The 26,540-nt window shown below is 44.4% G+C and carries 29 protein-coding genes and 3 pseudogenes; 12 read left to right on the plus strand and 20 right to left on the minus strand.

What is annotated here, in order from left to right:
* Positions 1-66: 66 nt before the first annotated feature.
* Together BUQ89_RS02830 and trhA are read right to left on the minus strand one after the other, a co-directional pair.
* Positions 67-1,293, minus strand: coding sequence for an endonuclease domain-containing protein (locus BUQ89_RS02830; protein ID WP_028462291.1), 1,227 nt, complete (start codon positions 1,291-1,293; stop codon positions 67-69).
* Between the two features lie 249 nt (positions 1,294-1,542).
* The gene (trhA, locus tag BUQ89_RS02840) at positions 1,543-2,199 is read right to left on the minus strand and encodes a PAQR family membrane homeostasis protein TrhA (protein ID WP_028462292.1); all 657 of its coding nucleotides are present in this window, start codon (positions 2,197-2,199) and stop codon (positions 1,543-1,545) included.
* A gap of 447 nt (positions 2,200-2,646) precedes the next feature.
* Here trhA and BUQ89_RS02845 point away from each other — a divergent pair, with 447 nt between their 5' ends.
* A complete protein-coding gene (locus BUQ89_RS02845) occupies positions 2,647-2,835 on the plus strand; it encodes a hypothetical protein (protein WP_143071285.1) in 189 nt (62 codons plus the stop codon).
* Between the two features lie 109 nt (positions 2,836-2,944).
* Here BUQ89_RS02845 and BUQ89_RS02850 read toward each other — a convergent pair whose 3' ends face one another.
* From BUQ89_RS02850 to BUQ89_RS02870, 4 genes are all read right to left on the minus strand, one after another.
* On the minus strand, positions 2,945-3,052 hold the full coding sequence (locus tag BUQ89_RS02850) for an entericidin A/B family lipoprotein (protein WP_425434876.1): 108 nt from the start codon (positions 3,050-3,052) through the stop codon (positions 2,945-2,947).
* Positions 3,053-3,152: 100 nt separating this feature from the next.
* Positions 3,153-3,308: a DUF1328 domain-containing protein gene (locus BUQ89_RS02855; protein WP_028462295.1), complete on the minus strand. Its 156-nt coding sequence runs from the start codon at positions 3,306-3,308 to the stop codon at positions 3,153-3,155.
* Between the two features lie 124 nt (positions 3,309-3,432).
* Entirely contained in the window at positions 3,433-3,714 is a 282-nt protein-coding gene (locus BUQ89_RS02860; RefSeq protein WP_028462296.1) for a hypothetical protein, read from the minus strand.
* Positions 3,715-3,947: 233 nt separating this feature from the next.
* Entirely contained in the window at positions 3,948-4,736 is a 789-nt protein-coding gene (locus tag BUQ89_RS02870; protein WP_051537716.1) for a Crp/Fnr family transcriptional regulator, read from the minus strand.
* A gap of 337 nt (positions 4,737-5,073) precedes the next feature.
* On the opposite strand from BUQ89_RS02870, the gene BUQ89_RS02875 reads away from it, so the two are divergent.
* Both BUQ89_RS02875 and BUQ89_RS02880 read left to right on the plus strand, forming a co-directional pair.
* A complete protein-coding gene (locus BUQ89_RS02875; protein WP_028462298.1) occupies positions 5,074-6,264 on the plus strand; it encodes a DesA family fatty acid desaturase in 1,191 nt (396 codons plus the stop codon).
* 21 nt (positions 6,265-6,285) lie between these two features.
* Complete coding sequence (locus tag BUQ89_RS02880; protein WP_036573842.1) at positions 6,286-6,444, plus strand: DUF3309 family protein; 159 nt, start codon at positions 6,286-6,288, stop codon at positions 6,442-6,444.
* 14 nt (positions 6,445-6,458) lie between these two features.
* Here BUQ89_RS02880 and BUQ89_RS13670 read toward each other — a convergent pair whose 3' ends face one another.
* Positions 6,459-6,632 carry a hypothetical protein gene (locus BUQ89_RS13670; RefSeq protein WP_177183620.1) on the minus strand — a complete coding sequence of 58 codons (174 nt, stop codon included), beginning with the start codon at positions 6,630-6,632 and terminating at the stop codon, positions 6,459-6,461.
* Between the two features lie 76 nt (positions 6,633-6,708).
* On the opposite strand from BUQ89_RS13670, the gene BUQ89_RS13870 reads away from it, so the two are divergent.
* From BUQ89_RS13870 to katG, 5 genes are all read left to right on the plus strand, one after another.
* A complete protein-coding gene (locus BUQ89_RS13870) occupies positions 6,709-6,966 on the plus strand; it encodes a YtxH domain-containing protein (protein ID WP_036573845.1) in 258 nt (85 codons plus the stop codon).
* A 212-nt stretch (positions 6,967-7,178) separates the two neighbouring features.
* The gene (locus BUQ89_RS02890) at positions 7,179-7,421 is read left to right on the plus strand and encodes a GlsB/YeaQ/YmgE family stress response membrane protein (RefSeq protein WP_028462299.1); all 243 of its coding nucleotides are present in this window, start codon (positions 7,179-7,181) and stop codon (positions 7,419-7,421) included.
* Between the two features lie 30 nt (positions 7,422-7,451).
* Positions 7,452-7,754, plus strand: coding sequence for a sll1863 family stress response protein (locus tag BUQ89_RS02895; RefSeq protein ID WP_028462300.1), 303 nt, complete (start codon positions 7,452-7,454; stop codon positions 7,752-7,754).
* Between the two features lie 151 nt (positions 7,755-7,905).
* Complete coding sequence (locus tag BUQ89_RS02900) at positions 7,906-8,154, plus strand: hypothetical protein (protein ID WP_028462301.1); 249 nt, start codon at positions 7,906-7,908, stop codon at positions 8,152-8,154.
* 176 nt (positions 8,155-8,330) lie between these two features.
* Positions 8,331-10,556 (plus strand): catalase/peroxidase HPI, encoded by a 2,226-nt coding sequence (gene katG / locus BUQ89_RS02905; RefSeq protein ID WP_028462302.1) that lies wholly within the window; start codon positions 8,331-8,333, stop codon positions 10,554-10,556.
* 275 nt (positions 10,557-10,831) lie between these two features.
* Here katG and BUQ89_RS14530 read toward each other — a convergent pair.
* The 4 genes and pseudogenes from BUQ89_RS14530 to BUQ89_RS13430 all read right to left on the minus strand — a co-directional run.
* A pseudogene (locus BUQ89_RS14530) lies at positions 10,832-10,980 on the minus strand (IS5/IS1182 family transposase); the annotation flags it as partial.
* A 102-nt stretch (positions 10,981-11,082) separates the two neighbouring features.
* Positions 11,083-11,198, minus strand: a pseudogene (locus BUQ89_RS14535) (transposase); the annotation flags it as partial.
* Positions 11,199-11,323: 125 nt separating this feature from the next.
* Positions 11,324-12,397, minus strand: a complete 1,074-nt coding sequence (locus BUQ89_RS02910; protein WP_083605146.1) for an IS5 family transposase — start codon at positions 12,395-12,397, stop codon at positions 11,324-11,326.
* Positions 12,398-12,462: 65 nt separating this feature from the next.
* Positions 12,463-12,615, minus strand: a pseudogene (locus BUQ89_RS13430) (IS5/IS1182 family transposase); the annotation flags it as partial.
* A gap of 436 nt (positions 12,616-13,051) precedes the next feature.
* On the opposite strand from BUQ89_RS13430, the gene BUQ89_RS02915 reads away from it, so the two are divergent.
* The 3 genes from BUQ89_RS02915 to BUQ89_RS02925 all read left to right on the plus strand — a co-directional run bounded on the left by BUQ89_RS02915 (position 13,052) and on the right by BUQ89_RS02925 (position 15,717).
* The gene (locus BUQ89_RS02915; protein WP_028461907.1) at positions 13,052-14,296 is read left to right on the plus strand and encodes a D-alanyl-D-alanine carboxypeptidase; all 1,245 of its coding nucleotides are present in this window, start codon (positions 13,052-13,054) and stop codon (positions 14,294-14,296) included.
* 236 nt (positions 14,297-14,532) lie between these two features.
* Positions 14,533-15,186 (plus strand): hypothetical protein, encoded by a 654-nt coding sequence (locus BUQ89_RS02920; protein WP_245812878.1) that lies wholly within the window; start codon positions 14,533-14,535, stop codon positions 15,184-15,186.
* A 147-nt stretch (positions 15,187-15,333) separates the two neighbouring features.
* A complete protein-coding gene (locus BUQ89_RS02925) occupies positions 15,334-15,717 on the plus strand; it encodes a surface-adhesin E family protein (protein ID WP_028461905.1) in 384 nt (127 codons plus the stop codon).
* A gap of 206 nt (positions 15,718-15,923) precedes the next feature.
* On the opposite strand, the gene BUQ89_RS02930 is transcribed toward BUQ89_RS02925, so the two are convergent.
* The 9 genes from BUQ89_RS02930 to BUQ89_RS02970 form a co-directional block, all read right to left on the minus strand.
* Positions 15,924-16,793, minus strand: coding sequence for a hypothetical protein (locus BUQ89_RS02930; RefSeq protein ID WP_028461904.1), 870 nt, complete (start codon positions 16,791-16,793; stop codon positions 15,924-15,926).
* A gap of 10 nt (positions 16,794-16,803) precedes the next feature.
* Positions 16,804-17,205 carry an ExbD/TolR family protein gene (locus BUQ89_RS02935; RefSeq protein ID WP_028461903.1) on the minus strand — a complete coding sequence of 134 codons (402 nt, stop codon included), beginning with the start codon at positions 17,203-17,205 and terminating at the stop codon, positions 16,804-16,806.
* Positions 17,192-17,839 (minus strand): MotA/TolQ/ExbB proton channel family protein, encoded by a 648-nt coding sequence (locus tag BUQ89_RS02940; RefSeq protein WP_036573378.1) that lies wholly within the window; start codon positions 17,837-17,839, stop codon positions 17,192-17,194. Before BUQ89_RS02940 ends, BUQ89_RS02935 begins: the two co-directional genes overlap by 14 nt.
* Before the next feature lie 447 nt (positions 17,840-18,286).
* Positions 18,287-19,708 carry a siroheme synthase CysG gene (gene cysG, locus BUQ89_RS02945; protein ID WP_028461901.1) on the minus strand — a complete coding sequence of 474 codons (1,422 nt, stop codon included), beginning with the start codon at positions 19,706-19,708 and terminating at the stop codon, positions 18,287-18,289.
* 137 nt (positions 19,709-19,845) lie between these two features.
* On the minus strand, positions 19,846-20,850 hold the full coding sequence (locus BUQ89_RS02950) for a PstS family phosphate ABC transporter substrate-binding protein (protein ID WP_028461900.1): 1,005 nt from the start codon (positions 20,848-20,850) through the stop codon (positions 19,846-19,848).
* 250 nt (positions 20,851-21,100) lie between these two features.
* Positions 21,101-22,465 carry a phosphoglucosamine mutase gene (glmM, locus tag BUQ89_RS02955; protein ID WP_028461899.1) on the minus strand — a complete coding sequence of 455 codons (1,365 nt, stop codon included), beginning with the start codon at positions 22,463-22,465 and terminating at the stop codon, positions 21,101-21,103.
* Positions 22,466-22,540: 75 nt separating this feature from the next.
* Positions 22,541-23,311: a dihydropteroate synthase gene (folP, locus tag BUQ89_RS02960; protein WP_051537631.1), complete on the minus strand. Its 771-nt coding sequence runs from the start codon at positions 23,309-23,311 to the stop codon at positions 22,541-22,543.
* A gap of 142 nt (positions 23,312-23,453) precedes the next feature.
* Positions 23,454-25,361 carry an ATP-dependent zinc metalloprotease FtsH gene (ftsH, locus tag BUQ89_RS02965; RefSeq protein ID WP_028461897.1) on the minus strand — a complete coding sequence of 636 codons (1,908 nt, stop codon included), beginning with the start codon at positions 25,359-25,361 and terminating at the stop codon, positions 23,454-23,456.
* Between the two features lie 148 nt (positions 25,362-25,509).
* Positions 25,510-26,145, minus strand: a complete 636-nt coding sequence (locus BUQ89_RS02970) for an RlmE family RNA methyltransferase (RefSeq protein ID WP_028461896.1) — start codon at positions 26,143-26,145, stop codon at positions 25,510-25,512.
* Positions 26,146-26,175: 30 nt separating this feature from the next.
* Here BUQ89_RS02970 and BUQ89_RS02975 point away from each other — a divergent pair, with 30 nt between their 5' ends.
* Positions 26,176-26,529 (plus strand): YhbY family RNA-binding protein, encoded by a 354-nt coding sequence (locus BUQ89_RS02975; RefSeq protein WP_036573372.1) that lies wholly within the window; start codon positions 26,176-26,178, stop codon positions 26,527-26,529.
* The last annotated feature ends 11 nt before the right edge of the window (positions 26,530-26,540 follow it).

Raw genomic sequence — 26,540 nt, forward strand, 5'->3', positions numbered from 1 at the left:
TAGAAATCGAGCCAGAATAAGGTCCCGGAGTATTAGGTTTTTCATTTTATTCATATGAGCATTCTCTTATTTTATTTTTTCACGACGAAACTGTAATACATGGCGAATTGTTTCAATAATCTCTTCTAATCCAGATACAACTTCTTCTGCCAGAAAACGTAAGATCAACACGTTATGCATCTGTAATATCAAATCCTTACGACGATCCCGGCGCCAATTCTCTGATGCTTGAAAATGATAATAACCATCTATTTCAACCGCAATTTGATCAGTAACTGCAAATAAATCAATTTCCATCGGTTGATGGCCGAATGAAAAAGGCATTTTGACATTTAATTTAAAAACACCCCGCGTATCCGGGACGAGCTCTAAAATATGGAATAGAAACAACTCAGCCTGGCTACGGAAAATTGAATCATCATATTGCTTTTCAGCAGCAAGATGTGCCAGAGAGTGAGCTTCGTCAATTAATAGGGCAGGTGCATCATATTTACACAAAACATGGTTTATTTCAGCAGACAAACTGTTGCGGGTGTTTTTATCTGGATGTACAGCTATTAATCCATTTTTCAGCATGGATTTAAATCGTGACTCCGGCGCATTTGTGAAATAAGCTTTCAACGTTGCGGGCTGAATCGATAATGCGATTGGAAGGCCTGGCAGGTGTTCTGCTGTTTTCATTAATTTGGCAGCTAAAGCTGAATTCGCTAAATCGACGTCAATGACTTCTATTAATAGGCCCGGCAAAATATTTTCTGGCAATATTTCCTTGAACACTAAAATGCCATGAGGTAAGAATTGTTCATCCTCTAATTTTATATTCTGCAATAAATCCGCAGCCGAGCCGACTACTGATTTTCGGGATAAAGCAATCTGCGCCAGAAACCAATGTAAAAGCAACCGGCCATGAGAGGAAATGCTCGCCGTTAATTGTTGTTGAAAAATTTCCAACTCATAGCTCGATTTATTCATGACTCCAGAGTAGATTCGATCTGTAGGACACTGCTGAATCTCTGCGAGATACTGTAGGAATTGATGAGTCAGATCGGGTTCGGCCAGTAAACTTTCCAGCCAGCTAATGGATAATGACGCGGACTGGGTTGGAGACCAGATTGCTGTCGTTCTACCGGCTTCTTTTATCCATTGGCACCAAAGTGCCTGATTAGCATCAGGTGTGCCGCTTAGGGTTGTCAGGGTTGGAATGCCTTGATTGCGCCAGTGTGAATGAATGTCAAGATAAGATCGTGGAGAGCCTTGGAATTTATCGTGGTCAATATTATTGTTTTTTTCCAATAGTGCCTTCCTCTATCATTTATATTCACTTATGTTTTCTGGCTGAGATTCAAATTGTAGCTAATTTGAATACTTTCCACCAAAGCGGCCGATTCACAATATCCAGCCGAAATATTATCCGCTATCAACGTGGGGAGGTGATGATTCTGGATAGGATTAGACTGGAAAGTGTTTTTTGCCGATGTGATCGCAATGATAAAGAAATTGATTAACGTATCATGGGCTAAAGCAATGCTCTCCCGTTTTTTGTCAGGCGGCACAGCAGAATACGGCGATGTAATGACATGTGGTGCCGATTAAAACAAATAAATACCAAATCAAGTGGCCATACAGCAGCCGTGAATCAGTTGCAAAAAAGCATACTCCGACGGTGTAAGACAATCCGCCTAAGACCAACCAAAACAAGCCTTCTGTTGGTACTTTGGCAAGCAATGGGTCGGCCGCAATCACGATCAGCCATCCCATCAGCAGATAAAGAATGACAGAAAGAATGGAATGGGCCTTTTTCTCTAAAACGGTTAGCGCTACTCCCGCTACAGCAAGGCCCCAAATAATGCCGAAAAGCGTCCAACCCCACGCGCCCCGCAGTACGCCGAGCGTGAAAGGCGTATACGTGCCCGCGATAAGAAGGAAGATGGCCGAATGTTCAATGACCTTAAAAACGCGCTTGGATTTGCCCCTTGGCAAGGCATGATAAAGTGTGGAAGCAAAGTATAAAAAAATCAGGGTGCCACAGAAGATACTCACGCCAGCAATAAATCCGGCATCCCCTTGCCGTGTTGCGTTAATGATGAGAAAAGGCATTCCTATGAGTGCGGCGACTAGCCCTAACCCGTGACTAATGCTATTCGCAATTTCCTCCGGTTGCGATTGCAAACGGTGGGTATTTTTAGGGAATATCTGCATATAGCCTCTTTTTATGGCCTGGCACCTCGATAGCCGAAAGTTTAAAAAAGCTTTTGCATTGCGCCAACCCGGTTTGAAGTTCTCGGATGCATTAACTCGTTTGATATCATACTACTAAAAAAGATTTAAATGATCATGCGGTCAATGCGCCTGATTGATCGAAAGCGTTGCAAGCAAGGATTATTGGAGTTTTTTGCGCGCCGTGGGGCTGGCTGATTGCAATAGCGGCATGTGGTCGTGCGCACTGGTGATGGCGTAAATCGATGGCGCTGGATCATGAAGTCAAAAATGATCCATGCCAGGTTTGTGGTATCTGTGGATCATGTACAGTGAGCCGTTGGACGATCCGGTTTCTATCACTACTGGAGGAAAGAATTTTCAAGAAATATAAACACCTGGTTGGTGGAAGCCGACGGATGGACGAAAGCTATATTAGGGTCAAAGGTATTGGGTATTTGGAAATATCTCTATCGCGCCGTCGATGGGGACAGTAAAACGATGGGCTTTCTATTAGAAATCGAGGCTAATGGAGAATCTGAATTAAACATTCATGATGAATGGATGGCCATAAAACTGACCGAGCAAAGTAAGCGATCGCCTGATATTAGCTTTGTTGGGAAATCTGCATCACCCTGAAGATAACCGATTGGTATCTGACATTAATCAAGGGGATTTTATGCTGCAAAGACGCTGACTTCGCAAGGTCATACAATAGCCTTATAGGAGCATAAATTCTCCTGACTAATTAGTCTGCCGATCTCTCAAGTGCTTCGCCTCCTTTTTGAACGTCCTTCCCTACGCCACTCAAAGTGTTGCATGCAAGCAATTGGGTAACGGCAATGAGGGCAATCATCAAGGTTAAGATTTTCATAAGGCCTCTTTTAAATTTAATGGCATTACTCAGTGAAAAATAATTAAACAACGATACCTGAATGCTTATTTCAGGATGAAAGTTAGCGTCTTCCCGTTAAAAAGAAAAAGACGGCCATAATAATGCCGATCACAAATGCAATCCAGGCTATTTGGGTTGCTGTGCCAGCAATGCCAGAGAAACCTAGTACACCTGCAATAAGTGCGATGATCAAGAATGTAACTGCCCAGCCAATCATATATTTTCTCCTTGTTTTTTAATATTTAGCCTAACAAGCAATCGAATAAAAATATACGGATGCTTGTTGCCATGACGTTACACCCAGCTTCTGTTTAGTTGTTGGATGCAACCTCAAAAACTAATTAATAATTTCCCTTCTTTTCTGCTCCTGACGGGGTATCTCTCTCCATCCCAGCAGGTTTGTTTATATTACGATCAGATTGATCAGAAAAACTTTTTTCGCTTTTATCTTCATTGCTCTTTTTCTTAGAATCAGTATTGGATTGTGATTGCTTGTCTGCATCTTGCCTGTCATTTATTTTATTCTGTGTTTGAGAATACTCAGCAATTGCGGATGTACTGGCTACCAAAAAAACCATGCTGATAACAAAAGCGATCATTGCGGTTCCTTTAACTTGAATCATGATAAAACTCCTTGTGATTAAATCGAATGCCAGATCCCGAAACTGGGTCTGGAACCGAAATAGTCCTCCTAAGGTTTATGCCGGTCTGTACGCTGCCGTACATTCGGATGTAATTGAGAAATATCAGTGGTCTGTTCAGTTAAATCGTATCAATGAGGCTAATCGCCAATTGGAGAATGGTCTGCGCGTATTAAGCCTCAGCTCGTATTTTGATGAAGAATTATTTAGAGGGATCAAATAAGTGATCTTCTTGTCAGTGGTTTTTTGATTTCTTGATGAGGCTGATTAAATGGTGACTTGTCGGGAAGCAGGCGATCGTATTCCTCCTTAACCACTTGATAGCACTCGCAGACGGCATGCTCTAATTCCAGCCGATCAAGTAAGGTGATGTGGCCTCGGTGGTATTCGATCAGGCCCGCGTTTTGTAATTTACGGGCTGCTTCGGTGATGCCTTCGCGGCGCACACCGAGCATATTGCTGATCAATTCTTGCGTCATGATCAGTTCGTTTGAGGATAAACGGTCAAAACTTAGCAGTAGCCAACGGCAAAGTTGCTGTTCTATCGAGTGATGTCGATTGCATACCGCTGTCTGCGTCATTTGCGTGATTAGCGCCTGGGTGTAACGGAGAAACAGGTGTCGAATTGCTATGGAAGAATTAAATGCGCGTTTCAGTAAATCCCCTTTCATTCGATAAGCAAACCCACCGCTTTGTACCACACTTGTATTCGGCATGGTTTCTCCGCCCATAAAAAGGGCTAACCCAATTAATCCCTCATTGCCCACTATCGCGATTTCAGTCGAGGAGCCATTCTCAGTGATATAGAGCAGTGACACAATCGCCGTTGTAGGAAAATAAACGTGACTCAGCTTACAGCCAGACTCGTAAAGAACCGTACCAAGCGGCAAGGACATCAATTCCAGATTGGGACGTAGTTGTTCCAGTTCATGCACCGGCAACGCTTTGAAAAGGTAATTCTGGCTTAGGCTATGAGGAACAGAAGTGTTTATTGTCGTCGACATCCATCCTCCCATTAAATTTAAAAATTTATTTTATATTTAATCAATTGGTTACGACAGAATAAATGCGCGAAATCTGGTGCTCATTATACATAAAAATAGCTATGTTCGATATCGCACAGAGAAAATAGGTGATTTGGCGTATCTCTTTATTATCTTTTTATTACTTGAATAAGAAAATGTTGAGGAGATGCAGAGATGTGATTTTTCAGCGTTTTGCTTTGAAGCAATATTCTTTGTCTAATTATTTCGCAATTGATTAACAGGGAAGAAATTACGAAGTAATAAAGGGGAATAGGTGTTTCTGATGCCTATTACATTTTAATAAAGGATTTAAATTATGCAATCGTTTTTGCAATTTGGTTTACTTGATCTTCCTTGGTGGGGTTATGTGATAGTTACATTGATCATGACACACATGACGATTGCTTCCGTAACAATTTTTTTACATCGACATCAGGCACACCACGCGTTGCAGTTACATCCTGTTGTGAGCCACTGCTTCCGCTTTTGGTTGTGGCTTACTACTGGAATGGTTACCAAAGAATGGGTGGCCATTCATCGTAAACACCATGCCAAATGTGAAACCATCGATGATCCGCACAGCCCACGAGTTCATGGCATAGGAAAAGTGTTGTTTAAAGGTGCCAAACTCTACTGCAATGAGGCCGATAACCTGGCCACGCTCGAGAAATACGGTCACGGAACCCCCGATGATTGGAGCGAACGTAATCTCTATTCGAAGCATGTCGTGCTTGGTATCGGCATCATGTTGGTTATTGATTTTGTTTTATTCGGCCCGATTGGGTTCATTGTGTGGGGCGTTCAGATGTTGTGGATCCCTTTCTTTGCCGCAGGTGTCATCAACGGTGTTGGCCACTATTATGGATATCGTAACTTTGCGCCGAATGACACCTCCACCAACATTGTGCCGTGGGGAATCCTGATCGGAGGTGAGGAGTTGCACAACAATCACCATGCTTACGTGAGCTCTGCCAAGCTGTCCAACAAGTGGTGGGAATTCGACATCGGGTGGGTGTATATCCGCATTCTGGAATTGCTGGGTTTAGCCACAGTTCGCAAGGTGGCACCTAAAGTACACTTTAATCAGGCTAAAACTCCCTGTGACGAAGCCACTCTGCAGGCTGTAATTACCCATCGTTACGACGTGCTCGCCAAGTTTGCCAAATACCTAAAAAAAACCATAGTGACGGAAATTCGTAGTTTGCGGGCCCGGACTACTCTAGGCTTGCAAGATGCCCAGGTACCTGAAACTGTTAAATATTGTCTGCAAAATGATGTAGGTGATATGGGGGAAAAAGAACGGGTTGCTTTGAATCAGGCGCTTCATTCCAGCCAAGTACTGAGGACTATCTATTCCATGCGCCAAGATCTAACTGCTTTATGGAGCAGCTCCACCATATCCAAGAAAGAGTTGATAGATCAACTGGAAAACTGGTGCCAGCGTGCCGAGGGGAGTGGAATTAATGCATTGCAAGAATTTTCAAGGAAATTACGTTGTTACGACTAACCGTTGGAAAGGAGAAATAAAATGACACTAGGAACAATACTGCTAATCATTCTGATACTGATGCTGCTGGGTGTGATTCCAACGTGGCCATATAGCAGGGGTTGGGGTTATACCCCAAGCGGCATTCTCGGAGCAGTGCTGCTGATTTTGCTCATTCTAATGCTGATGGGCCGAATATAGCCGCTTTGATCTGATCAGTGTGTGCGTAATGATGCGCTATCTTCACCGGCCGAGATCGGCAAGACCCAGGATCGTGCCGCACGCGTGGACTGATTCTTATCCAGTCCGTGCAATGTTAAAAATGGACGGTAATTTTCACAAAGTGCGGTATCGTACAGACGGCGCTTGATGCGGTCATTAGAATTCAATCATTGGTTAGGAAACCATGTGTTCAGTGGGAATGGCTCGGTGGACACAATCCAATCGAAAAATGGAGAAATGAAAATGAGACCTTATTATTTTTTTATATTTATGATCGTTGCAATGATTCTAGTATTACCTGCCTGTGATCAAGCACAAACAGGTACCGACAAGGTGATGAATAAAGTTGATGACGCGCTTGACCGTCGACCCGGCGAAAAAGCTCGGGATGCAACCGAAGATCTTGGTCATGAGCTCGAAGATGCGGGTGATGAAATCAAAGAAAGCGCTAAAGATGCCGGTGAGGAAATCAAAGAAAGCGTTAAAGATGCCACTAATTAGCCTGCGCACGACACGCCGTCTTTTCTCTGATCTTCGGTATTGCAGAGGGCGCGTCATATATAAACAGAGACTTTTGCAAAAGCCCTCGCCAGAAGTTTTCGACTATTGAGGTTTTGCAAAGGTCTCAAATAGTTAATCATTCAATTATTGGGGCTTTGCAAAGGTCTGAAACAAGGTATTCCTAATTGCCGATAAACCAGAGGAGAAACTAATTGGACTATACAGGATTGCTAATTTTTATCGTGCTCGGTGCCGCTGCTGGTTACTTGGCTGGAATATTGATGAAAGGAAGCGGCTTTGGTCTGGCCGGTAACATAATTATTGGCATTATCGGTGCCATTGCTGGCGGTTTTTTGTTTGGTTTATTGGGACTCATTGGTTCAATAGTGACGGCTGTAGCTGGAGCCGCAATATTGCTATTTTTGGCTTGGGTTATCACGAGGTCTTGGAGTTAAGCCTGAATTCATTAAAAAGGGAGATACGTTATGAGCACAAAAGATGCATACAAACAAAAAATAGAAGCCGAGGTTGAATTGGCGCAGGCCAAACTGGCAGAATTAAAGGCGGAAGCGAAGAATGCTTCAGCTGACACCCGTATCGAATATGATAAGCAAATTGGAGAACTTGAGCAGAAGGTTGATGCTACGAAGGAAAAACTGAAAGAACTGGGTGAAGCTAGCGAGGATGCGTGGGAACATCTTAAGGAAGGTGCAGAACATGCTTGGGATAAACTAAGTAGCGCTGTTCGAGAGGCTTCCGAAAAGTTGAAGAATAAGTTTAAAGATTAAATGCAACTTAGCCTGAAGCTGTCAATCCGCGTAACTACCATCATTCGCGTTCATTATGAGCAAGGATAGGTAGTTTATAAAGAGAACAGTGAGTAGTTTAATTGGAGGCAGCAAGGTGCTTAAAATAAGCGAATTAGCTGGGCGTTGATTAATGTGGGCTTATTCCACTATTTACAACACAGTAGGCTCACATAGAGATTATGTTGTGGATATGGCGGTCTTTATATCAACTGAAAAAGGAAATCCAATGAAAAACTTAGAACTGTTTACAGTAGCCTTGCTGGTGGCTGGAATGACGGGTTGTTTATCGTTTAGTTCAAGCGAGCCCGGTCCACAAGGTCCGCAAGGGGAATCTGGAGCCCAAGAAACGATTATTATCGTGCCCGAGAATGAGAGGTGAATCTAAAATGTTAATCAACATACAAAAATTGCCAAGAAAAGATTTGAATCAACATTACAGATTTTTCACCTGATTGGGGCATTCTCTTTGAAAATAGAATGGCTCGAATAACACCGAATAGCTAATATATACACCTATTGTCCGCACTCTGTTTTTCGCTGAAAGAAGGGGCTCCGATGTTCAAACAAAGGATATTTCTATTTGCTATTATTGCGTTAACCATATCACCGTTGGGGCTATCAAGCCCTGTTTTTGCTCAGAGTGAGCCGAAGTTGAACCAGTCCTGGTGGCCTGAACGACTGAACCTCAGTCCACTTCGTCAGCACGCCGCTGAGTCCGATCCCATGGGTAGAGACTTCAACTACGCTGAGGCGTTTAAAAGTCTCGATCTTAATGCCGTGAAGAAAGATATAGCGACGTTGATGAAGACGTCGCAGGATTGGTGGCCAGCGGACTATGGGCACTATGGACCATTTTTTATTCGAATGGCCTGGCACAATGCGGGTACATATCGTATGGATGACGGGCGCGGCGGTGCCGACGGCGGTCAACAACGATTCGAACCGCTTAACAGCTGGCCTGACAATACTAACCTCGACAAGGCGCGGCGGTTACTCTGGCCTGTCAAGCAGAAATACGGTCGGCGTATTTCATGGTCCGATTTGATGATACTGTCAGGGAATGTCGCACTGGAATCCATGGGCTTCAAGACCTACGGCTTTGCCGGTGGACGTAAGGATGATTGGGAGTCCGATCCGGTCTACTGGGGGCCTGAGTCCGAGTTCCTCGCGGATGAGCGTCACAGCGATGACAGACTGCTAGAAAGACCACTCGGCGCTACTCAGATGGGCCTGATTTACGTGAATCCAGAAGGACCGAACGGTAACCCGGATCCGCTCGCGGCAGCGCGGGAGATTCGCGAAACGTTTAGCCGCATGGCGATGAACGACGAAGAGACGGTTGCACTCATAGCCGGCGGGCATACGTTCGGCAAAGCCCACGGCGCTGTCGATCCGTCTGAGTGCCTGGGTCCCGAGCCCGCAGCTGCAGACATCGAACAACAAGGTCTCGGCTGGAAAAACAAGTGCGGTAACGGCAATGCTGGCGACACGATCACAAGTGGTCTGGAAGGCGCATGGACTACTAGTCCAACCGCCTGGACCTCCCAATATCTAACCTATTTATTCAGCTTTGAATGGGTGCAGGCGAAGAGTCCCGTGGGTGCGATTCAATGGGTTCCTGATAGCGAGGGCGCATCAAATCTTGTTCCGGATGCCCACGATCCGTCGAAACGACATGCACCGATTATGTTCACCACCGACCTTTCGTTAAAATTCGATCCGAGCTATCGGAAGATCGCGAAGCGTTTCCAGGAGAACCCGGGGGAATTCGAACTGGCTTTCGCCAAAGCATGGTACAAGTTGACGCACCGCGATATGGGTCCGCGTGCACGCTATCTTGGCACTGAAGTCCCTGCTGAAGCACTACTTTGGCAAGATCCCGTTCCCGTGGTCGATCACGACTTGATTAACGCAGAAGACATGGCCAGGTTGAAGTCAGAAGTGCTTGCATCGGGCTTGACCACCTCCGAACTTGTCAGGACCGCCTGGGCGTCAGCTTCCACTTTTCGTGGCACCGACAGGCGCGGTGGGGCGAACGGGGCACGTATTCGCCTGGCGCCGCAAAAAGATTGGGTTGTTAATAATCCGAATGAATTGGCGAAGGTGTTGAAACGCCTGGAAGGCATCCAAAAAGATTTTAATCGCGCGCAATCGGACGGAAAGAAAATATCGCTCGCCGATCTGATTATTCTGGGTGGTTCTGCAGCCATTGAACAGGCCGCAAAGAAAGCTGGACACAATGTGCAGGTTCCCTTCACGCCGGGACGCACGGATGCATCGCAAGAGCATACCGATGTGAATGCTTTTGCCGTGCTTGAACCGACCGCAGATGGATTTCGAAACTACTTCGGTAAGGATCACCGTAGATCACCGACAGAAATGCTGATCGATCGTGCGAACTTGTTGACCCTGACGGTTCCCGAAATGACCGCTCTGATCGGTGGCATGCGGGTCCTGAATGCAAATACCGGGCAATCTGGACATGGTGTATTCACCAACCGATCTGGAACATTGAGCAACGACTTCTTCGTGAATCTACTCGACATGTCCACGAACTGGACAAAGTCACCGACATCTGTGGGCATTTACGAGGCGCGTGATCGCGTGACGGGCGAGCTCAAATGGACGGCCACCCCCGTTGATCTTATTTTTGGATCGAATTCCGAGCTACGCGCTGTCGCAGAAGTCTATGCGGCTGACGACGCGCGAGAGAAGTTTGTGCGTGATTTTGTTGCTGCATGGATCAAGGTGATGACTCTCGATCGCTTTGACCTGCATTGATCTTGATGGAAAAAAGTAAAGACTGCTGCATAACTGTGTTTTTGAGCTTTTCTGATTACTTACAGCATTGATAAATCAAACACTTAAAAATCTTGCTCAGCCCGAGATAACCGGTTATGCAGTGGTCTTAAGTATTTAAAAAACACAGCAAAATCTTTTCATGACCCATGGAAGCATGAGACAACGGTGTTTAATCTGCTGCGGGAGGATGTTCAGAATCCCGCGTGAAACCCGTTGCGGTCTTTTGTGTAATAAAAACGCTGACCGGCATAATCATGCGCATCCACGGCCAGATGTATCTTGGTGTTCAGCTTCCTTTTGTGCGACTCATGTCTTGATTTCCGCCTCCGGCTCCGGTGGCATGGGGATGAGTCTTGTAATGGCTGGCATTAATCATGAGCCACTCGTAATCCAGATCGTCAATCAAGACTCCCAGAGACTCTTGCAAAGCCCCAATGATTAAAAAATTAACCTTTTATAATCAATAGCAGAAAACTTCTGGCGAGGGCTTTTGCAAAAGTCTCTCCCAATAATTTTTCCCAGATGCCCTTGTCGCGCCAGCGGATAAAACGGCGGTACATATTGCTCCAATCCCCCATAATCCGGCGGCAAATCCCGCCACAGTACGTCCGTACGCATAATTAAGACCTCTGCACAACTGCGTAAATTTACTGTGACAATGGAAAAAATGCCCAAATGACATTTTTTATGCGTGTTATCTTGGAAAAAAATGAGGTTTTTTCTCTTTTTAAAGGGAATTTCCCCCTTTATGTAGCATTTGGACGGACTACTCCCCTTGGTGGCTTGTCCACGAAAATTTTGTTGGCCGCTTTTTTTAGATTCATGCAGATACTTTTCAGCATAACTTGGGCGTTGACTTTTGCCGTGCCGAAGTAGCTGGCGCGTCCCATCCCGAATAGGCGTTTGGCCGTGCCGAAACACTGTTCAACAATATAGCGTTTTTTGCTGATCAATTTATTCGCCAGCTTCTGGCGTGCCGAGAGTGGCTTGTTCTTGTACGCACGATGCATGATTGCGCTCTTGATTTTGTGATTTCTTAGAAACTGCCGATTGGCGTTGCTGGCTGATCCTTTGTCGGCATATACCCGATTTGCCTCAAGGTGCGCACCCTCGATAGCTGCTTCGAAATGTATCATTTCGCTCTGGTTGGCAGGGGCAGTGTGAACTCCACGCACATAGCCGTCTTGCGAGTCCACTATCAGGTAACTGCGATAGCCAAATTGCGACTTCTTGCCTTTTTTTAGCCAGGCCGCATCTGGATCCGCGCTTTGTTCTTCAATACAGGTGATTCCTGGTCGGCTGCCATCCTCAAATTGAACAGCCTTACCTTCGGTATCCACTTCAAGCAGGATAGCCTTTTTGGGGCGTGCCGCTGACTCAATCAGCGTGGCATCAATTACCGCTCCCGTTGCGCCCTTGATCATCAATCCGTGTGATTGAAGCTGTTCATTGATCGAGGCTAGCAGATCATCTAACCGATCGCCGGACACCAATCGGTTGCGAAACCGACACAAGGTGGTTTCGTCCGGTATCGCATCCGACAAGGACAAACCACAAAATTGTAGAAAATCAATCCGAACATACAGTGCTTGCTCCAACGCAGCATCCGACAAACTATGCCACTGTCCCAGCAGGATCGCCTTGAACATCATCAACCTATCAAATGGTTCCTGTCCTCCACCATGCGATAACTCGCGCTTGTATAAACCTGTAAGCTTCGAACGTAACTCCTCCCAGTCAATCAGGACATCAATCTTCATTAGCACACTGTCTCGTCTCAATCGCTGTGCCAATTCCAGTGTTCCAAAACTTATCTGCATCTCTTGTTCCAAATGTCTTTTACTTGTCACTATTTTAGTCGGTTATCGCGCTGACGGGGGAGTTGTGCAGTAGTCTTTAATTCATAAAACGATATATTAATGAACTGGCGGCTATCTCTAGCTATGCCTCCCCAAACAGCTTGACGGCCAGACGAATGAGTCTCAAGTAGCGCCGATACCCTGTCTGATATATCATGCCTGCGATGTGAATGTGTCATATGAGATCCTTTCGCTTTTAATAAGCGTCTCATATTTTTTCTTTTCGTGACTGCGCTATTTAATTTGGAAATGAGAGAATGGCTTACATGAATGAAATTAGCGCGATTTTCTTAGTTACTAATTTGGAAAGGTGGCGCTAATTGTGTGGCATTGGCTAAGTCAGCAGTTTCTGCCAGCTGTGTAGCTGGCTTGGGATGGGAGAAATATTGGATAAGCGCTTAAAGGAAGAAATAGGGCGGTTTCCATCAGTCAACCGAACTTGTTTTCATCATAGTTTGTATTATCTTTGATATCTTTTAAAGCATAAAACATAAAACATATTGGCGTTTGTTGTTCCCCTGAGAACGAAAAACGAATCAGTCAGGGTTGGACAGCTGTATGCTGATCATGTAGTTTTGTCTGCTTTGACCAACAACTCAAAAAAGGGTATGCCCCATGTTTGCTCTAGAACGCAGAAGGAGAGAGATTTTTTTTGTCCTGGCTGTATTTTTTTTATTCCTTTTGGTGAATCCGGTAGAGGCAAATCCCCGCTATGCTTCTATCGTAATCGATGAGAATACAAACCAAGTGCTGCACGAATTCCGGGCTGATGCGAGCCGTTATCCGGCCTCTTTGACCAAAATGATGACGCTCTATCTGCTATTCGAGGCGATGAAGCAAGGTAAAATGACGCTGGATAGCCGGATGGAGGTGTCGACTCATGCCGCATCCATGCCGCAAACCAATATTAGTCTGCGGCGAGGTGATGCGATCAGCGTGCGAGAGGCGATTCTGGCGTTAATTGTGCGTTCTGCTAACGATGTTGCAGCGGTGGTGGCTGAGGCGCTGGGTGATACCGAAGCCAATTTCGCACGTATGATGACTGATAAGGCCCGTAAACTAGGTATGCATGCGACCACTTTCCGCAATGCTTCCGGTCTGCCCAATGGCGAACAAAAGACCACAGCTCGGGACATGGCAACGCTATCCGCCAGATTGATGAAAGATTTTCCTCAGCATTATCATTATTTTTCGACCCAGTCGTTTAGTTACAAAGGCACTACCTATAAGAGTCACAATCGGATGGTGCGTAATACGCCGGGTGTGGATGGTCTGAAAACTGGCTATATTCGAGCTTCGGGATTTAATATGGCGACTTCCGCCAAGCGAGGTAATCGAAGAGTGATTGCAGTGGTAATGGGCGGACAAACCGGTACCTCTCGTGATCAACACATGGCTGAATTGCTGGACCGCAGCTTTACTGCTCGATCAACTGCGATTCAGCTGGCCAGGAATACTGGCAGTGCCAATACGATGCCGGCCGTAGCCATGAAGATCGATACTCCGGCTCCTGTACCTAAACCCACCCTTTTATCGGAAAACATACCCGATGAGCCGGTCATAATAGAGCGAATCGTTCAGCCGGAGATTAGCATTGAACCACAGGATAGAGCCGTGGAAGATAATAACGACTGGGCGGTGCAGATAGGTTCTTACCTGGTGCAGGATCGAGCCGAAGCACGGGCTCAGGCGGCGACTCGCTGGGTGCCGGGTGAAGTCATGGTGACCGAGGTAGAAATTAGTAATCGTAAATTATACCGGGCCCGATTGGTAGGTTTTGAGGAAAAGCAAGCCCGCAAAGCCTGTCGAAATTTGACTCGACAGGGGATAGAATGCCTGGTAGTCCGATCGCACGGCTAATATTATTAGTATGACATGAGCCGGGAGGGCAAGTAAGGCGGCGTAATCGGACGTTGCTTTATCGAGAATGTTAAAACTCTGTATAGCTGCCATTATGAGGGGTGTGGCAAAACGATATTTCGCTTCGCTGCTGTGCGATGGTAGAACTTCAAGCAAACCGGAAGTGTCCGGTGCCGTCGAGGCGATAACTTGATATAACTGAAAGTATGCTGCCGATAATCTTATAGCGAGGTATTATGATGCGGATTACACAAATTCTAGTCATCGTTTTATTGGTAGCTTTATTTTCAGATAATGTCTTGGGCGCATCCATTACTTATAATGGATTAAAATGCCGGGATGCTGTCAATATCAATGACCCTACTTTTTCAGAGATTCCAATACAAAGCAGATTTCAGGTAACGGAAGATGTTGGCAATGGGATATTTCGCTTAAATTTGACGGGTGGTTTACCCAGATTTGTTAATGATAATCAGAATGTGTGTATTGATAGTGATACGGCAATCGGGTTTTCTGGAATTCCGGCTCTGGATGGTCTGCCCAGGCGATTGAGTTCAATTAGTGCGGTCGCATATTTTGATGGTCGAGACCTCATGATTACTGTGAATTCAATTCATTCAGATCTGAGTGCAGGCCGCGGTGCGCTTTCAACATTTAGTACCAGTTTTATATTGCCAATCTCAAATACTTTGATACTGGAATATAATCCACAGGGGTCATCATTTAGATTGAAAAAATTGATACATAATAGGGGGCTTGTTCATACGAGCGGTTCAACCAATTCATTAATTCCGTTCTTTGAAACGGTATTACCATTCTTTAATAACTCAACGCGAGATGAGCCGAGAGTCCTCATTCCGGTATCCAATATCGAATATATTCTGGAGTAACCGAAGGTAAAAGTAGTGAATTCAAACGGAATTTTGTTTGGTAACGCTTGTTGACTATTATAGGGATAGAATTCATTGGGTGCATAGAAGCCCGAATATGTTTCCCCCCGTTCTAATTATAAAGTCGTTTAAGAGGGATTCACATTGATGAAAAGATTATTATGTCTGGCTTTTCTAATGTTTATTGTCATGTCGGCACAGGCCGAGTGGATTATGCTAGAAACTGAATTAAGACCTGGCGAGGCGCATTATTTTGATTCGGAGAGTGCAGAGGAAAAGGGCGATTTTAGAAAAATCTGGGTGTTATCCAGTTATGACCAGGAGCAAGTGGGCGGATACCATTCGGTAAAAACATTTTATGAGTTTGATTGTAAGAAGGGGAGAGCGAGAGCATATACCATGCTGCTTTATTCCGATATAAAAGCATCCGGTGATGTGATCGGCGCTCACCATGATAAGACCAAGGACTGGTTTTATTATCCACCTGACTCAACCTTTAATCGTATATCCGATACTGTGTGCGCAATATAGATAAACAATGAAGCTGAGTGACTGCCGCGAAGTGCGGACGTTACGTAGAGGAAAATAAAAGGATATCGCATATTGTGGGACTGTCTCGTAATAGGAGACCTTTGCAAAAGACTCAATAGAATTTACAAAAATTTCAATTGTTAATAATCAATAAGTTGTATAGTAAAAAAATGGGTGAATCCTATATTACGAGACAGTCTCATTATCTATCGGCCGTGCGATATGGTATGCCGGCCAAAAAATTCACGCATTAGAAAGTCTTCTAGTCCTGAATTATCTTTTACACGTGCAGATAGCACAATGATGCTGTTGAGTCGTTGTGATTCCCAATTAAAATCACCTTGGTGATATTGGCGAATCAACTGAATCATCCTGCGAATAATTGCGCGTTCGACGTCGCCGCCTGCTCCCGCATCAACTTGAATGAGCTCAAGCCGGGGGGTGCTCATGCTTGTCGTCCAGGCGCGGAATGAAAATTCGGCAGTCCGCGGCCCCATTCTAATAATATGAAATATGCCATTGGTACCAGGCGTTTGGAGATTGCGCCTGATATTAGCCATTCTAATTTCATCTTCTGAAGGTGAAGGCTTGGAGGCAACAGGATTGGTCTTTTCAGGATCATCAAAAATTCCGGCTGTACGGCGCCGTGCCCGGGCCTGATTAATGTAGTCGGTTAAATCTGTAGGCGGTGTTGCCGAATTGGATTCGGATGGTGGATTGGATGGGGCCTGAATTTTCGCTTTTTTCTGATTGGGGGTGGGTGGCGGGTTGAGCGGGGTTTCCATCTTTGCCTGATTTTGTTTAAGTAGAGGCTGTTTTGGTTTTATTTTTTTGATACTTTCCGGTTTAACCTGGGGTTGAATTTGAGGGTTTTTGCGAGGAGGTAATGCGGGCTTTTCTGCTAGCTTTGATTCCGGTAATTCAACAAAACGCGCTTCGATTGGCGGTGGAGTTGCAATTTCTATCTTTGGTGATGTTAGAAAAAATCCAAATCCCCATATTATGGTCAGCCAGACAAGCACAGCCAGTGGTAATGGCCACCAGAAATGAATTTCTACTGATCTAGAGCTGCGCATATTATTCAGATTATTTATGTTGCACCGCAATTAAGAATTGCTGGGCGCCGGCGGCTCGCGCTTGTAACATTGCCTGCACTACAATACCTTGTGGCGCTTCATTATCTGCGGATACGATTAGTTGCTGTTGTGAATCGTGGAGTAATGGCTTGAGCGTGGCGGCCAGCGTTTCTAATGTGACGGATGTCCGGTTAATAAATATTTTGCTATCGCTTGTCAGTGTCAATGTTACCGGCGTGTCGGTACTGAGTTTTTCAGCTTTTCCTTGTGGCAGGTTGACCGGTAATGAGTCGAGATGCTGCATGGATAATGAAGCAAGAATAAACGTTGCCAGCAGGAAGAACATGACATCAATCATAGGAATAATTTCGATTCGGCCCTTGCGAGCCATTCTGGATTTACGCAGTTTCATGGTTATCATCCTGCTGATCCAAACGGATATGATCAATGAGTCGTGTTCCCAAGCGCTCCATTTCATCCATTGTTTGTGATTCCAGACGAGAAAAGTAATTAAAGCCAAATAATGCAATCAATGCGATCAGTAAGCCCACTACTGTTGCAATGAGTGCCTCAGCGACGCCGCCGGTTACCACCGTAGGATTTACAATGCCATCACTGCCAATTATTTGGAAAGCACGCATCATGCCAAGAACCGTCCCGACTAGCCCGAGCAAGGGTGCGGCTGTGACGATGGTCTCTAGTACCCATAGTCTCCGAGCGAGTGCTGCTTCAATTAACTGGGCTTCATCAGCGGCACGAGATTCGGTCCACCATGATGGTCGATGTCGGTTGGAGATGACTACCTCAAAGAACCGCTTATAATAATGGCGTTTATCCAGTCCCGACAGTATTTTTTCCAGATCTTCCCATTTAAAGCCATAAGTCTCAACAAGATTCAATAAATCATGAGACAGGCGAGCGAAGCGCCAATAAAGAAATGCTTTTTCAAGCATAATTGTTAAAGCGATGATCGCCAGTAAAGATAGCGGCAGAATAATTACCCCACCGAGTTTGAGTGTGAGCCAGGCTTGATTGAATGCTTCCATAATGATCTCCAAATTGGACGTATTGTCCCAGGTGCTCTCAGCTAGTTAGAAAATTTATTGATACCAGAATTAGAACCTTTGATTCAATCTGGGGTATATCGAGTCAAATTCTACTATCGTTTCAGATTTAATAAAGATAGGCTGCTTTGCTCGATCAGGATTGATGTATTTCTTAAATGTTTTTTGCAAATATCGCCTATGTGCTTAACTGTGAAACCTAGCTCCGTTCACTAGGATTTCGTGACCTATTTCAGAGCACTATTTCGACGATCAGAGGCCTTTGCAAAACCCCAATAGTTGAAAAATTAACCCTTTGAGACTTTTGTAAAAGCCTCGATCAGTTAAACGGGTGCGATGTAACAGCGTCTGAGTGCTGAGAGTCAGTATCGCCTGGTCAGGTTTTATAACGATCACATATTAGGTAACAATTTGATGGTGTAGTACGAATTAGTTTGATGGTGATGTGCTTGACTGAGACGTATTTTCTATTGGCTGGAACCAGGTAAGTTTGGGGTGCAATTTGACGACCTCACCTACGATTATAAGCGTGGGGGGAGTTAGGTTAGCAGCGGCTGTGAGGTCGGGAAGTGTTTTGAGCGATCCAATGATGATCTTTTGTTTTTGGGTTGTTCCTTGCTGAATAATAGCAGCAGGCATTGTGTCGGGTAATCCATGGGATATCAATTGCTGACACAAAACGGGCAACCCGAGTGATCCCATGTAAATTACGATCGTCTGCTGTGGCCGAGCCAGCGTAGGCCAATCCAGATTGATACTGTCGTTTTTTAGGTGACCGGTTACGAAGATGCATGATTGTGCATAGTCTCTGTGGGTGAGTGGAATGCCGGCATAAGCAGCAACACCTGAGGCAGCTGTAATGCCTGGTACGACTTGGAATGGAATATGATGATCAGTTAAAGTTTCAATTTCTTCACCACCACGACCAAAAATAAAAGGATCGCCCCCTTTGAGTCTTAATACGCGCTTACCTTCTTTGGCTAACCGTACGAGTAAGTTATTAATGGATTCTTGAGGTATCGTATGCTTATTGCGTTCTTTTCCCGCATAAATACGGGATGCGTCCCGACGTACCATGTTGAGGATCGCAGGTGAAACGAGACGATCATAAACGACTACATCTGCTTGTTGCATTAAACGCATGGCGCGAAAAGTAAGTAGATCCGGGTTCCCAGGTCCTGCACCGACCAGATAAACTTCTCCTGGTGGGATATCGTCTATCTCGCCTTGCAATGCATTCGCGAGATAGTTTTTGGCTGCTTGGTCCTTTCCAGCGAGTACCATTTCAGAAAATGACCCTTGTAAATGTTTCTCCCAGAATAAGCGTCGTTTTTGTGGATGAGAAAAATGTTGTTTTACCTGTTCCCGAAACTGAGCAGCATAGTTGACTAAGCGGCCATATGCTTCCGGTATTATCGTTTCCAGATGTGCACGTAGCAATCTTGCTAGTACAGGTGATTTGCCGCTACTGGATACAGCAATCAGCAATGGCGAACGATCGACAATTGACGGCATGATAAATGAGCACAAATCTGGATTATCGACTACATTTACGGGGATACGTAGTATTTTTGCAGATTCTGAAACCAGTTGATTGGTCGCACGATCATTGGTGGCTGCGATGACTAAGATAACATTCGCAAGGTGCTCTGGATGAAAATATTCTGCGCGATGCGTAATATTACCCTGGTTTAATTGTGCATTTAATTTTTCATCCAGTTCAGGTGAAACAACAATAACGTGTGCATTTGCTTGTAGCAAAAGTGTAACTTTACGAGCTGCAACTTCTCCACCACCAACGACCAAGCAGTTCTGGTTCTTGATATTGATAAAAATAGGCAAGAAGTCCATTTATCCCCAAATTAAAGTTTTGCTACAAGCTTCAGTATAGGAACGTCGTCCTCCAAAAGCAGATATTGATTCACGTTAGTCAGATTTAGCTCATAGTAAAAAGATAGTCAGTTCGAGTTTTAATTCTGGAGAATTTTCTAGAAACGACTCTCTCGTTTGAGCACTTCATTAATCTGGACGCCTATTTCAGATTGGCCATTAAATACCGTGCCTGTTTTTTGTTTGTTAAGATGCTCAATATTGAGATGATATATCTCAGTTGGCAGGGGAAAGTATTTTACTTCCGTGACGAGTGCAGGCGCATTATCCATATAATATTTTATAAATTCTTTAATTTCCGGTTTTTTTGTAGACTTGGCATTAACATAGATAAAAATGGGTCGGGATAAAGGCTGATAACTGCCATCCTCTACTGATTTAGCGGAAGGAAGGACACCACCTTTACCGCCGTCTACCGCGACAGCGCGAATTTTTTTCTGGTTTTCAATGTAGTAGGCAAAACCAAAGAAACCTAAAGCATACATGTCGCTTGCAACGCCTTGCACCAGTACGTTGTCATCTTCAGAGGCAGTATAATCACCACGACTGGACTTAGGTTTACCGACGACCGCTTCAGTGAAATATTCAAATGTACCAGAGTCCGCACCGGGGCCAAAGAGTTTAATCCGTTTATCAGGCCACGCTTGATTTACTTGGTTCCAGTGGCTAATTTTACCCTGAGCAGCCGGCTCCCAGATTTTCTTTAATTCTTGAATAGTAATGCTTTGACTCCACAAATTTTTAGGATTAACTGCTATGGTTAGTGCATCAAATGCTATGGGCATTTCAATATAGTGTATGCCTGCAGCTTTGCACGTATCCATTTCTAACTTTGTAATTGCCCGTGAAGCATTCACAATATCTATTTCATCTCGGCAGAATTTCTTGAAACCACCACCGGTTCCAGAAATGCCAACCGTAACCCTAATGGCGCCGCGCTTGGCTATTTGAAAGTCTTCCGCGACCGCTTCTGTAATTGGATAGACAGTACTGGAGCCATCAATTTTAATGATTGGGCTGGCATTCGTAGTACTAATGCTAAACCATATTCCAAGTATGATGATTGCTACAACATATATTCTGGGGCTTATTAAATTTAACATTTTTATTCTCCAAATTGTTATAGGATGCAGTAGCTATCTAGTATAAAAGTGTCTTTGTACATTTTTTGAAATAGGTATGGTAAGTCAAAAGTATTACAGAATTGTGACAATCGAATTATTAGTTATAGAGTGCCTGATGAGAGTAGTGGTAAAAAAGCCCGCTTAAGTTACTGCTTTAATCAGGTTATAAAATAAAGAAAATAGCAACAATATAACCTGTTAATGTTTATTGAATATAATTGCTTTGTTTTTATTCTGTTACGCTGGCATTTTGTACGGTATTGGCTATTTGTTCTGCCCAATAGTTAACTTTCTGTTTTAATTTCCCTTCTACCATAACGCGTATCAGAGGCTCGGTGCCTGATGCACGTAACAGTACACGCCCATTGACACTAAGATCACTTTCGGCTTCTTTTTGGATGGTAGTGATGGCTTGACTCATACGAAAGTTAAATTTCCCCGGAATTTTTACATTGATGAGACATTGTGGATAAAGTGTAATGTCACGCACTGATTCAGCCAATGTCTTGCCGGTATCACGTAGCGCATATAGGACCTGTAAAGCAGAAATAATACCGTCACCTGTGGTATGCTTATCGATACAGATAATGTGCCCGGAGCTTTCACCCCCTAATTGCCAGTTTTTTTCTTGCAGTAATTCTAATACATAGCGGTCGCCAACATTGCTACGGAGAAAGGGGATATCTAATTCTCTGAAACTATTTTCTATGGCAAGGTTAGTCATTAGGGTGCCGACTATTCCACCTTTGAGCAGATCTTTCTGCTGTCGGTGTCTGGCAATAATATAGATTAGCTGATCACCGTCATAAGGCGTACCTTCACTATCGACCATGATTACACGATCGCCGTCACCATCAAGTGCGATACCGAGATCAGCATGATGTGATTTGACCGCTTTTTGTAGTGTTGCGCTATATGTAGCGCCACATTCATGATTAATATTCAGACCATCGGGTTGTGCTCCGATAGTGATTACGTCTGCTCCTAACTCGTGTAGTACATGTCCTGCTATGTGATATGCTGCTCCATTGGCGCAATCAACCACAATACGTAAGCCACGCAGATCAAGATGGTAAGGGAAAGAGCTTTTACAGAATTCGATATAACGTCCTGTCGCATCTTTAAGGCGCTGTACTTTACCAAGCTGTGCAGAGGATTCGATCTGTATGGGCGCGCTTAGTCCGGCTTCAATTTTTTGTTCCATTGCATCAGGTAGCTTGCTGCCTTCAGCAGAAAAGAACTTGATACCATTATCTTCGAATAGATTGTGCGAAGCTGAAATTACAATTCCTGCCTGTAGCCGTAGTGCGCGGATAAGATAAGCGATTGCTGGAGTAGGCATGGGCCCAGACAAAAGTACATCCACTCCAGCCGCAGATAGTCCAGCCTCTAATGCTGATTCCAGCAGATAGCCGGATACGCGGGTGTCTTTTCCGATCAGGACAGTGGGCCGCTCTCCTTTTATTAAATGCCAATCAGATGCGATCAACACTTTGCCCGCAGAATAGCCAAGATGCATGATAAATTCTGGCGTTATAGGTTCTTTCCCTACGCGACCTCGTATACCGTCTGTACCAAAATATTTTTTAGCCAATTTGGGAAATCTATAAATAGTGAATAGGAGATAAATAAAAACACAGACGAAGCATACCTACCAGCTGTTTACATATCAATCATTCAATGCAGTATACACAGCAAGTGCCGCTCTAGTTGCTTTGACATCATGTACACGCACAATTTTGGCACCTTTGATTACGGCTAGCAAGGCGGCGGCAACACTTTCATGAATACGCTGACCTACCTCATTGCCGGTAATGGCGCCTAACATAGATTTACGTGATAATCCAACCAGAATAGGGACTCCGATGCTCATAAAATCATCAAGATGGCGCAGTAATTCAAGATTATGTTGTAGTGATTTACCAAACCCAAAACCTGGATCGATGAGTAACCGATCGCGTGAGATGCCGGCGTTTTGTACTACGCTCAGGCGTTGTCGCAGAAAATTCATGACTTCTGTTACAACATGTGTATATTGAGGATCTTTTTGCATACTGTGAGGCTGACCCTGCATGTGCATGAGACTAATGAATACATTAGTTTGGGCAATCGCTTCTACTGCACCCGGTGTACGCAGCGCATTGATATCGTTTATCATGGAAACACCGGATTCTATTGCATGTTTCATTACCTCGGGTTTGGAGGTATCGATCGAAATTGGTATATCTGTTCCAGTAAGCGCCTCTATTACAGGAATAACACGACTGAGTTCCTCTGCTACGGTGATGGATTGGCTACCTGGACGGGTTGATTCGCCACCGATGTCGAGTATATCTGCTCCTTCTTCAATTAAACATTTTGCATGGATAATGGCTTGTTTGGTGGAAACATAGCGTCCCCCATCCGAGAAAGAGTCGGGCGTGATGTTGATGACTCCCATGATGAGTGGGCGGCCAGAGGAGAAAAATTTAGTTAGCCGTAGTAAAGACACGATAAAGAAGAGAAAGCTGGAGGAAGAGGAAAAAAAACAGGATACGAAGAATATACTTAGTTATCTCGTATCCTGTTTTTATACTTCTTGATTAATCTGTTTCTTTTGCTATTTCCTGCGGCGCCGCATCAGTTGCTGCTGCCTCCGGAGGAGGAGCATCATCCTTAGGTGGCGTTGATGTTGATACGGGCTCAGGTGGGCGTGGAGGACGACCTTCCATGATGTCTTTAATCTGATCGCTGTTAATCGTTTCCCATTCCAATAAAGCTTTAGTCATTGCTTCTATTTTATCTTTATTTTCCTCAATTAATTTCCGCGCCAAGGTATATTGTTCATCGACAATTCGTCGAATCTCAGCATCAACCTTTTGCATGGTGGCTTCACTGACATTTTTATGAGTAGTCACCGAGCGACCCAGAAAAACTTCGCCCTCATTTTCACCATATACCATGGTACCAAGAGAGTCTGACATTCCCCATTGAGTAACCATGCGTCGCGCCATATCTGTTGCGCGTTCAAAGTCGTTAGAAGCTCCCGTAGTCATCTGCTTCATAAATACCTCTTCAGCAATGCGTCCACCAAACATTACGGCAATGCTTTGTAGGATTTCTTCACGATCCATACTGAAACGATCTTCAGTGGGCAATTGCATGGTTACACCCAATGCCCGGCCACGTGGAATAATGGTCACTTTGTGCACCGGATCGGTCCTGGGTAGAAGTTGTGCTACTACGGCATGCCCTGATTCGTGGTAGGCAGTATTACGGCGCTCACGTTCCGGCATCACAACAGAACGTCGTTCAGCACCCATAAATATTTTATCCTTAGCACGTTCAAAGTCGTCCATATCCACCAGTCTCTTATCACTACGTGCAGCGAATAAGGCGGCTTCGTTGACTAAGTTGGCTAAATCAGCACCCGACATACCAGGTGTTCCGCGTGCCAGAATATCTGCTTTAACATTAGGTGAAAGTGGTACCTTGCGCATATGTACATGGAGTATCTGTTCGCGCCCACGTATATCAGGAAGTGGCACTGTTACCTGTCGGTCAAAACGTCCAGGACGTAGCAACGCAGGATCAAGGACATCTGGACGGTTGGTTGCTGCAATCACAATTACCCCGGCAGCACCTTCAAAACCATCCATTTCTACCAGCAACTGATTGAGCGTTTGTTCGCGCTCATCGTTGCCACCGCCTAATCCGGCACCGCGCTGACGACCTACTGCATCAATTTCATCAATAAAAATAATGCAAGGTGCATGCTTTTTAGCTTGTTCGAACATGTCTCGAACTCTTGATGCACCTACACCGACAAACATTTCGACAAAATCAGATCCAGAAATACTGAAAAATGGAACTTGAGCTTCGCCAGCAATGGCACGAGCTAAGAGTGTTTTTCCGGTTCCAGGGTTACCAACCATTAATACCCCGCGCGGAATACGTCCACCTAATTTCTGAAATTTGGTTGGGTCACGCAAGAATTCTACAAGTTCCGAGACCTCTTCCTTAGCTTCTTCGCAGCCTGCAACGTCATTAAATGTGACTGGGTTGGCTGCTTTATCCAGCATACGCGCTTTACTTTTGCCAAACGAAAATGCGCCACCACTACGTCCGCCACCTTGCATTTGGCGCATAAAGAAAATCCATACCCCAATCAGTAGAAGCATGGGGAACCATGAGACGAAAATACTCATCAGCATGGATGGCTCTTCTTCCGGTTTTGCTTCAATAGCGACGCCAGATTTAAGTAAATCACTTACCATCCAGGGATCAGAAGGGGCGTAGGTAGTAAAGCGTCGACCATCGGACTTAGTGCCTCGTAATGTACGACCTTCAATAACCACCTTCGCAATCCTACCTTGCTTCAATTCATTAATGAATTGAGAATATTCCATTGGTACCTGTGCGGGCTGACGTACGCTGAACTGATTAAATACTGTCATCAGTACTAGTGCAATCACTAGCCAAATGGCCATATTTTTAATTAGATTATTCAAAATAGCTCCTTGTCCTTGGTTTGCACCTTAACTTGCTTGATGCGTCATTCTAACCCCATTTTGTAATTTATAACAGAATGGGTTATGTATACTTGCATTAAAACGGATGATTCTGTTTGAAACTTTCCCATGCCACAGGCCATATATTTTAAAATTCAGTGATCAGATCTTTTTTGCCAGTTCCCAATAAATATAATTCATTACTACGGTCACGAGAGGCCTTTGGTTTTCTTACCAGTACTTTGTTGAATCCTTTTCGCATATTACTTAAATAATCTTCAAAACCACGACCTTGAAATACTTTGACAAGAAAACTTCCGCCGTAGTTCAAATGCTGCATAGAAAATGCTAAGGCGAGCTCTGCTAAGTGCATGCTACGTGCCTGATCACTTATTACGATACCGCTTAAATTGGGGGACATATCTGAAATTACAAGATCAAGTTGACGTTCTTTTAAATTTCTTTCCAATTCAATCAAAATACTTTCTTCTCTGAAATCTCCCTGGATAAAAACTACACCTGGTAGCGGCACCATATCTAAAATATCTAATGCAATCACTTGGCCTCGATTACCTATTTTTTTTGTGACTACCTGAGACCAACTGCCGGGCGCAGCACCGAGATCAACTACCGTCATACCGGATTTCAGTAAATGATCACGTTCCGAAATGTCAAGTAGTTTGTAGGCGGCACGTGATCGATAGCCCTCTTTTTTTGCTTGTTTAACAAAAAAATCATTTACATGCTCTTTCATCCATGCTTTACTGGTTTTGGCAGGCTTCATCGAGTAGAATCAGATTTTTTAATAAATTTTATGTTAACGCTAACCATTACACGTCGTCGCGAGCTTGTTGCATTAGCCCATGCTATCAATCCGGTTGTTATGATAGGAAAGATTGGATTATCAACCGCAGTTATTGATGAGCTGGATCGAATGTTATTAAGTCACGAGTTAATTAAAGTCAAAGCACTGATCGGCGATCGAAGTGCGAGGGAAACATTGCTTGAAGCAATCTGTCAGCAACTTAATGCTGCACCTGTGCAGCATATAGGTAAGGTATTTGTCATTTATCGTCCCAGGCCAGAAGAAATAGAGAAAACAGATATTGTGCCTGTTTATAGGAAAAAGAACAAATTACGTCGTACAAAGCGTAGTTTTCAAACCTGATTGTTGCCTTT

Origin of the sequence: Nitrosomonas cryotolerans ATCC 49181 (genome assembly GCF_900143275.1) — a bacterium.
Taxonomy (GTDB): domain Bacteria; phylum Pseudomonadota; class Gammaproteobacteria; order Burkholderiales; family Nitrosomonadaceae; genus Nitrosomonas; species Nitrosomonas cryotolerans.

Coding starts and splice junctions, on each gene's coding strand:
- trhA (WP_028462292.1), bottom strand. CDS start 2,199: ATGCAGATATTCCCTAAAAATACCCACCGTTTGCAATCGCAACCGGAG.
- BUQ89_RS02850 (WP_425434876.1), bottom strand. CDS start 3,052: ATGATTGCCCTCATTGCCGTTACCCAATTGCTTGCATGCAACACTTTG.
- BUQ89_RS02855 (WP_028462295.1), bottom strand. CDS start 3,308: ATGATTGGCTGGGCAGTTACATTCTTGATCATCGCACTTATTGCAGGT.
- BUQ89_RS02860 (WP_028462296.1), bottom strand. CDS start 3,714: ATGATTCAAGTTAAAGGAACCGCAATGATCGCTTTTGTTATCAGCATG.
- BUQ89_RS02870 (WP_051537716.1), bottom strand. CDS start 4,736: ATGTCGACGACAATAAACACTTCTGTTCCTCATAGCCTAAGCCAGAAT.
- BUQ89_RS02875 (WP_028462298.1), top strand. CDS start 5,074: ATGCAATCGTTTTTGCAATTTGGTTTACTTGATCTTCCTTGGTGGGGT.
- BUQ89_RS02880 (WP_036573842.1), top strand. CDS start 6,286: ATGACACTAGGAACAATACTGCTAATCATTCTGATACTGATGCTGCTG.
- BUQ89_RS13870 (WP_036573845.1), top strand. CDS start 6,709: ATGAGACCTTATTATTTTTTTATATTTATGATCGTTGCAATGATTCTA.
- BUQ89_RS02895 (WP_028462300.1), top strand. CDS start 7,452: ATGAGCACAAAAGATGCATACAAACAAAAAATAGAAGCCGAGGTTGAA.
- BUQ89_RS02900 (WP_028462301.1), top strand. CDS start 7,906: ATGTGGGCTTATTCCACTATTTACAACACAGTAGGCTCACATAGAGAT.
- katG (WP_028462302.1), top strand. CDS start 8,331: ATGTTCAAACAAAGGATATTTCTATTTGCTATTATTGCGTTAACCATA.
- BUQ89_RS02910 (WP_083605146.1), bottom strand. CDS start 12,397: ATGCAGATAAGTTTTGGAACACTGGAATTGGCACAGCGATTGAGACGA.
- BUQ89_RS02915 (WP_028461907.1), top strand. CDS start 13,052: ATGTTTGCTCTAGAACGCAGAAGGAGAGAGATTTTTTTTGTCCTGGCT.
- BUQ89_RS02920 (WP_245812878.1), top strand. CDS start 14,533: ATGATGCGGATTACACAAATTCTAGTCATCGTTTTATTGGTAGCTTTA.
- BUQ89_RS02925 (WP_028461905.1), top strand. CDS start 15,334: ATGAAAAGATTATTATGTCTGGCTTTTCTAATGTTTATTGTCATGTCG.
- BUQ89_RS02930 (WP_028461904.1), bottom strand. CDS start 16,793: ATGCGCAGCTCTAGATCAGTAGAAATTCATTTCTGGTGGCCATTACCA.
- BUQ89_RS02935 (WP_028461903.1), bottom strand. CDS start 17,205: ATGAAACTGCGTAAATCCAGAATGGCTCGCAAGGGCCGAATCGAAATT.
- BUQ89_RS02940 (WP_036573378.1), bottom strand. CDS start 17,839: ATGGAAGCATTCAATCAAGCCTGGCTCACACTCAAACTCGGTGGGGTA.
- cysG (WP_028461901.1), bottom strand. CDS start 19,708: ATGGACTTCTTGCCTATTTTTATCAATATCAAGAACCAGAACTGCTTG.
- BUQ89_RS02950 (WP_028461900.1), bottom strand. CDS start 20,850: ATGTTAAATTTAATAAGCCCCAGAATATATGTTGTAGCAATCATCATA.
- folP (WP_051537631.1), bottom strand. CDS start 23,311: ATGGGAGTCATCAACATCACGCCCGACTCTTTCTCGGATGGGGGACGC.
- BUQ89_RS02970 (WP_028461896.1), bottom strand. CDS start 26,145: ATGAAGCCTGCCAAAACCAGTAAAGCATGGATGAAAGAGCATGTAAAT.
- BUQ89_RS02975 (WP_036573372.1), top strand. CDS start 26,176: ATGTTAACGCTAACCATTACACGTCGTCGCGAGCTTGTTGCATTAGCC.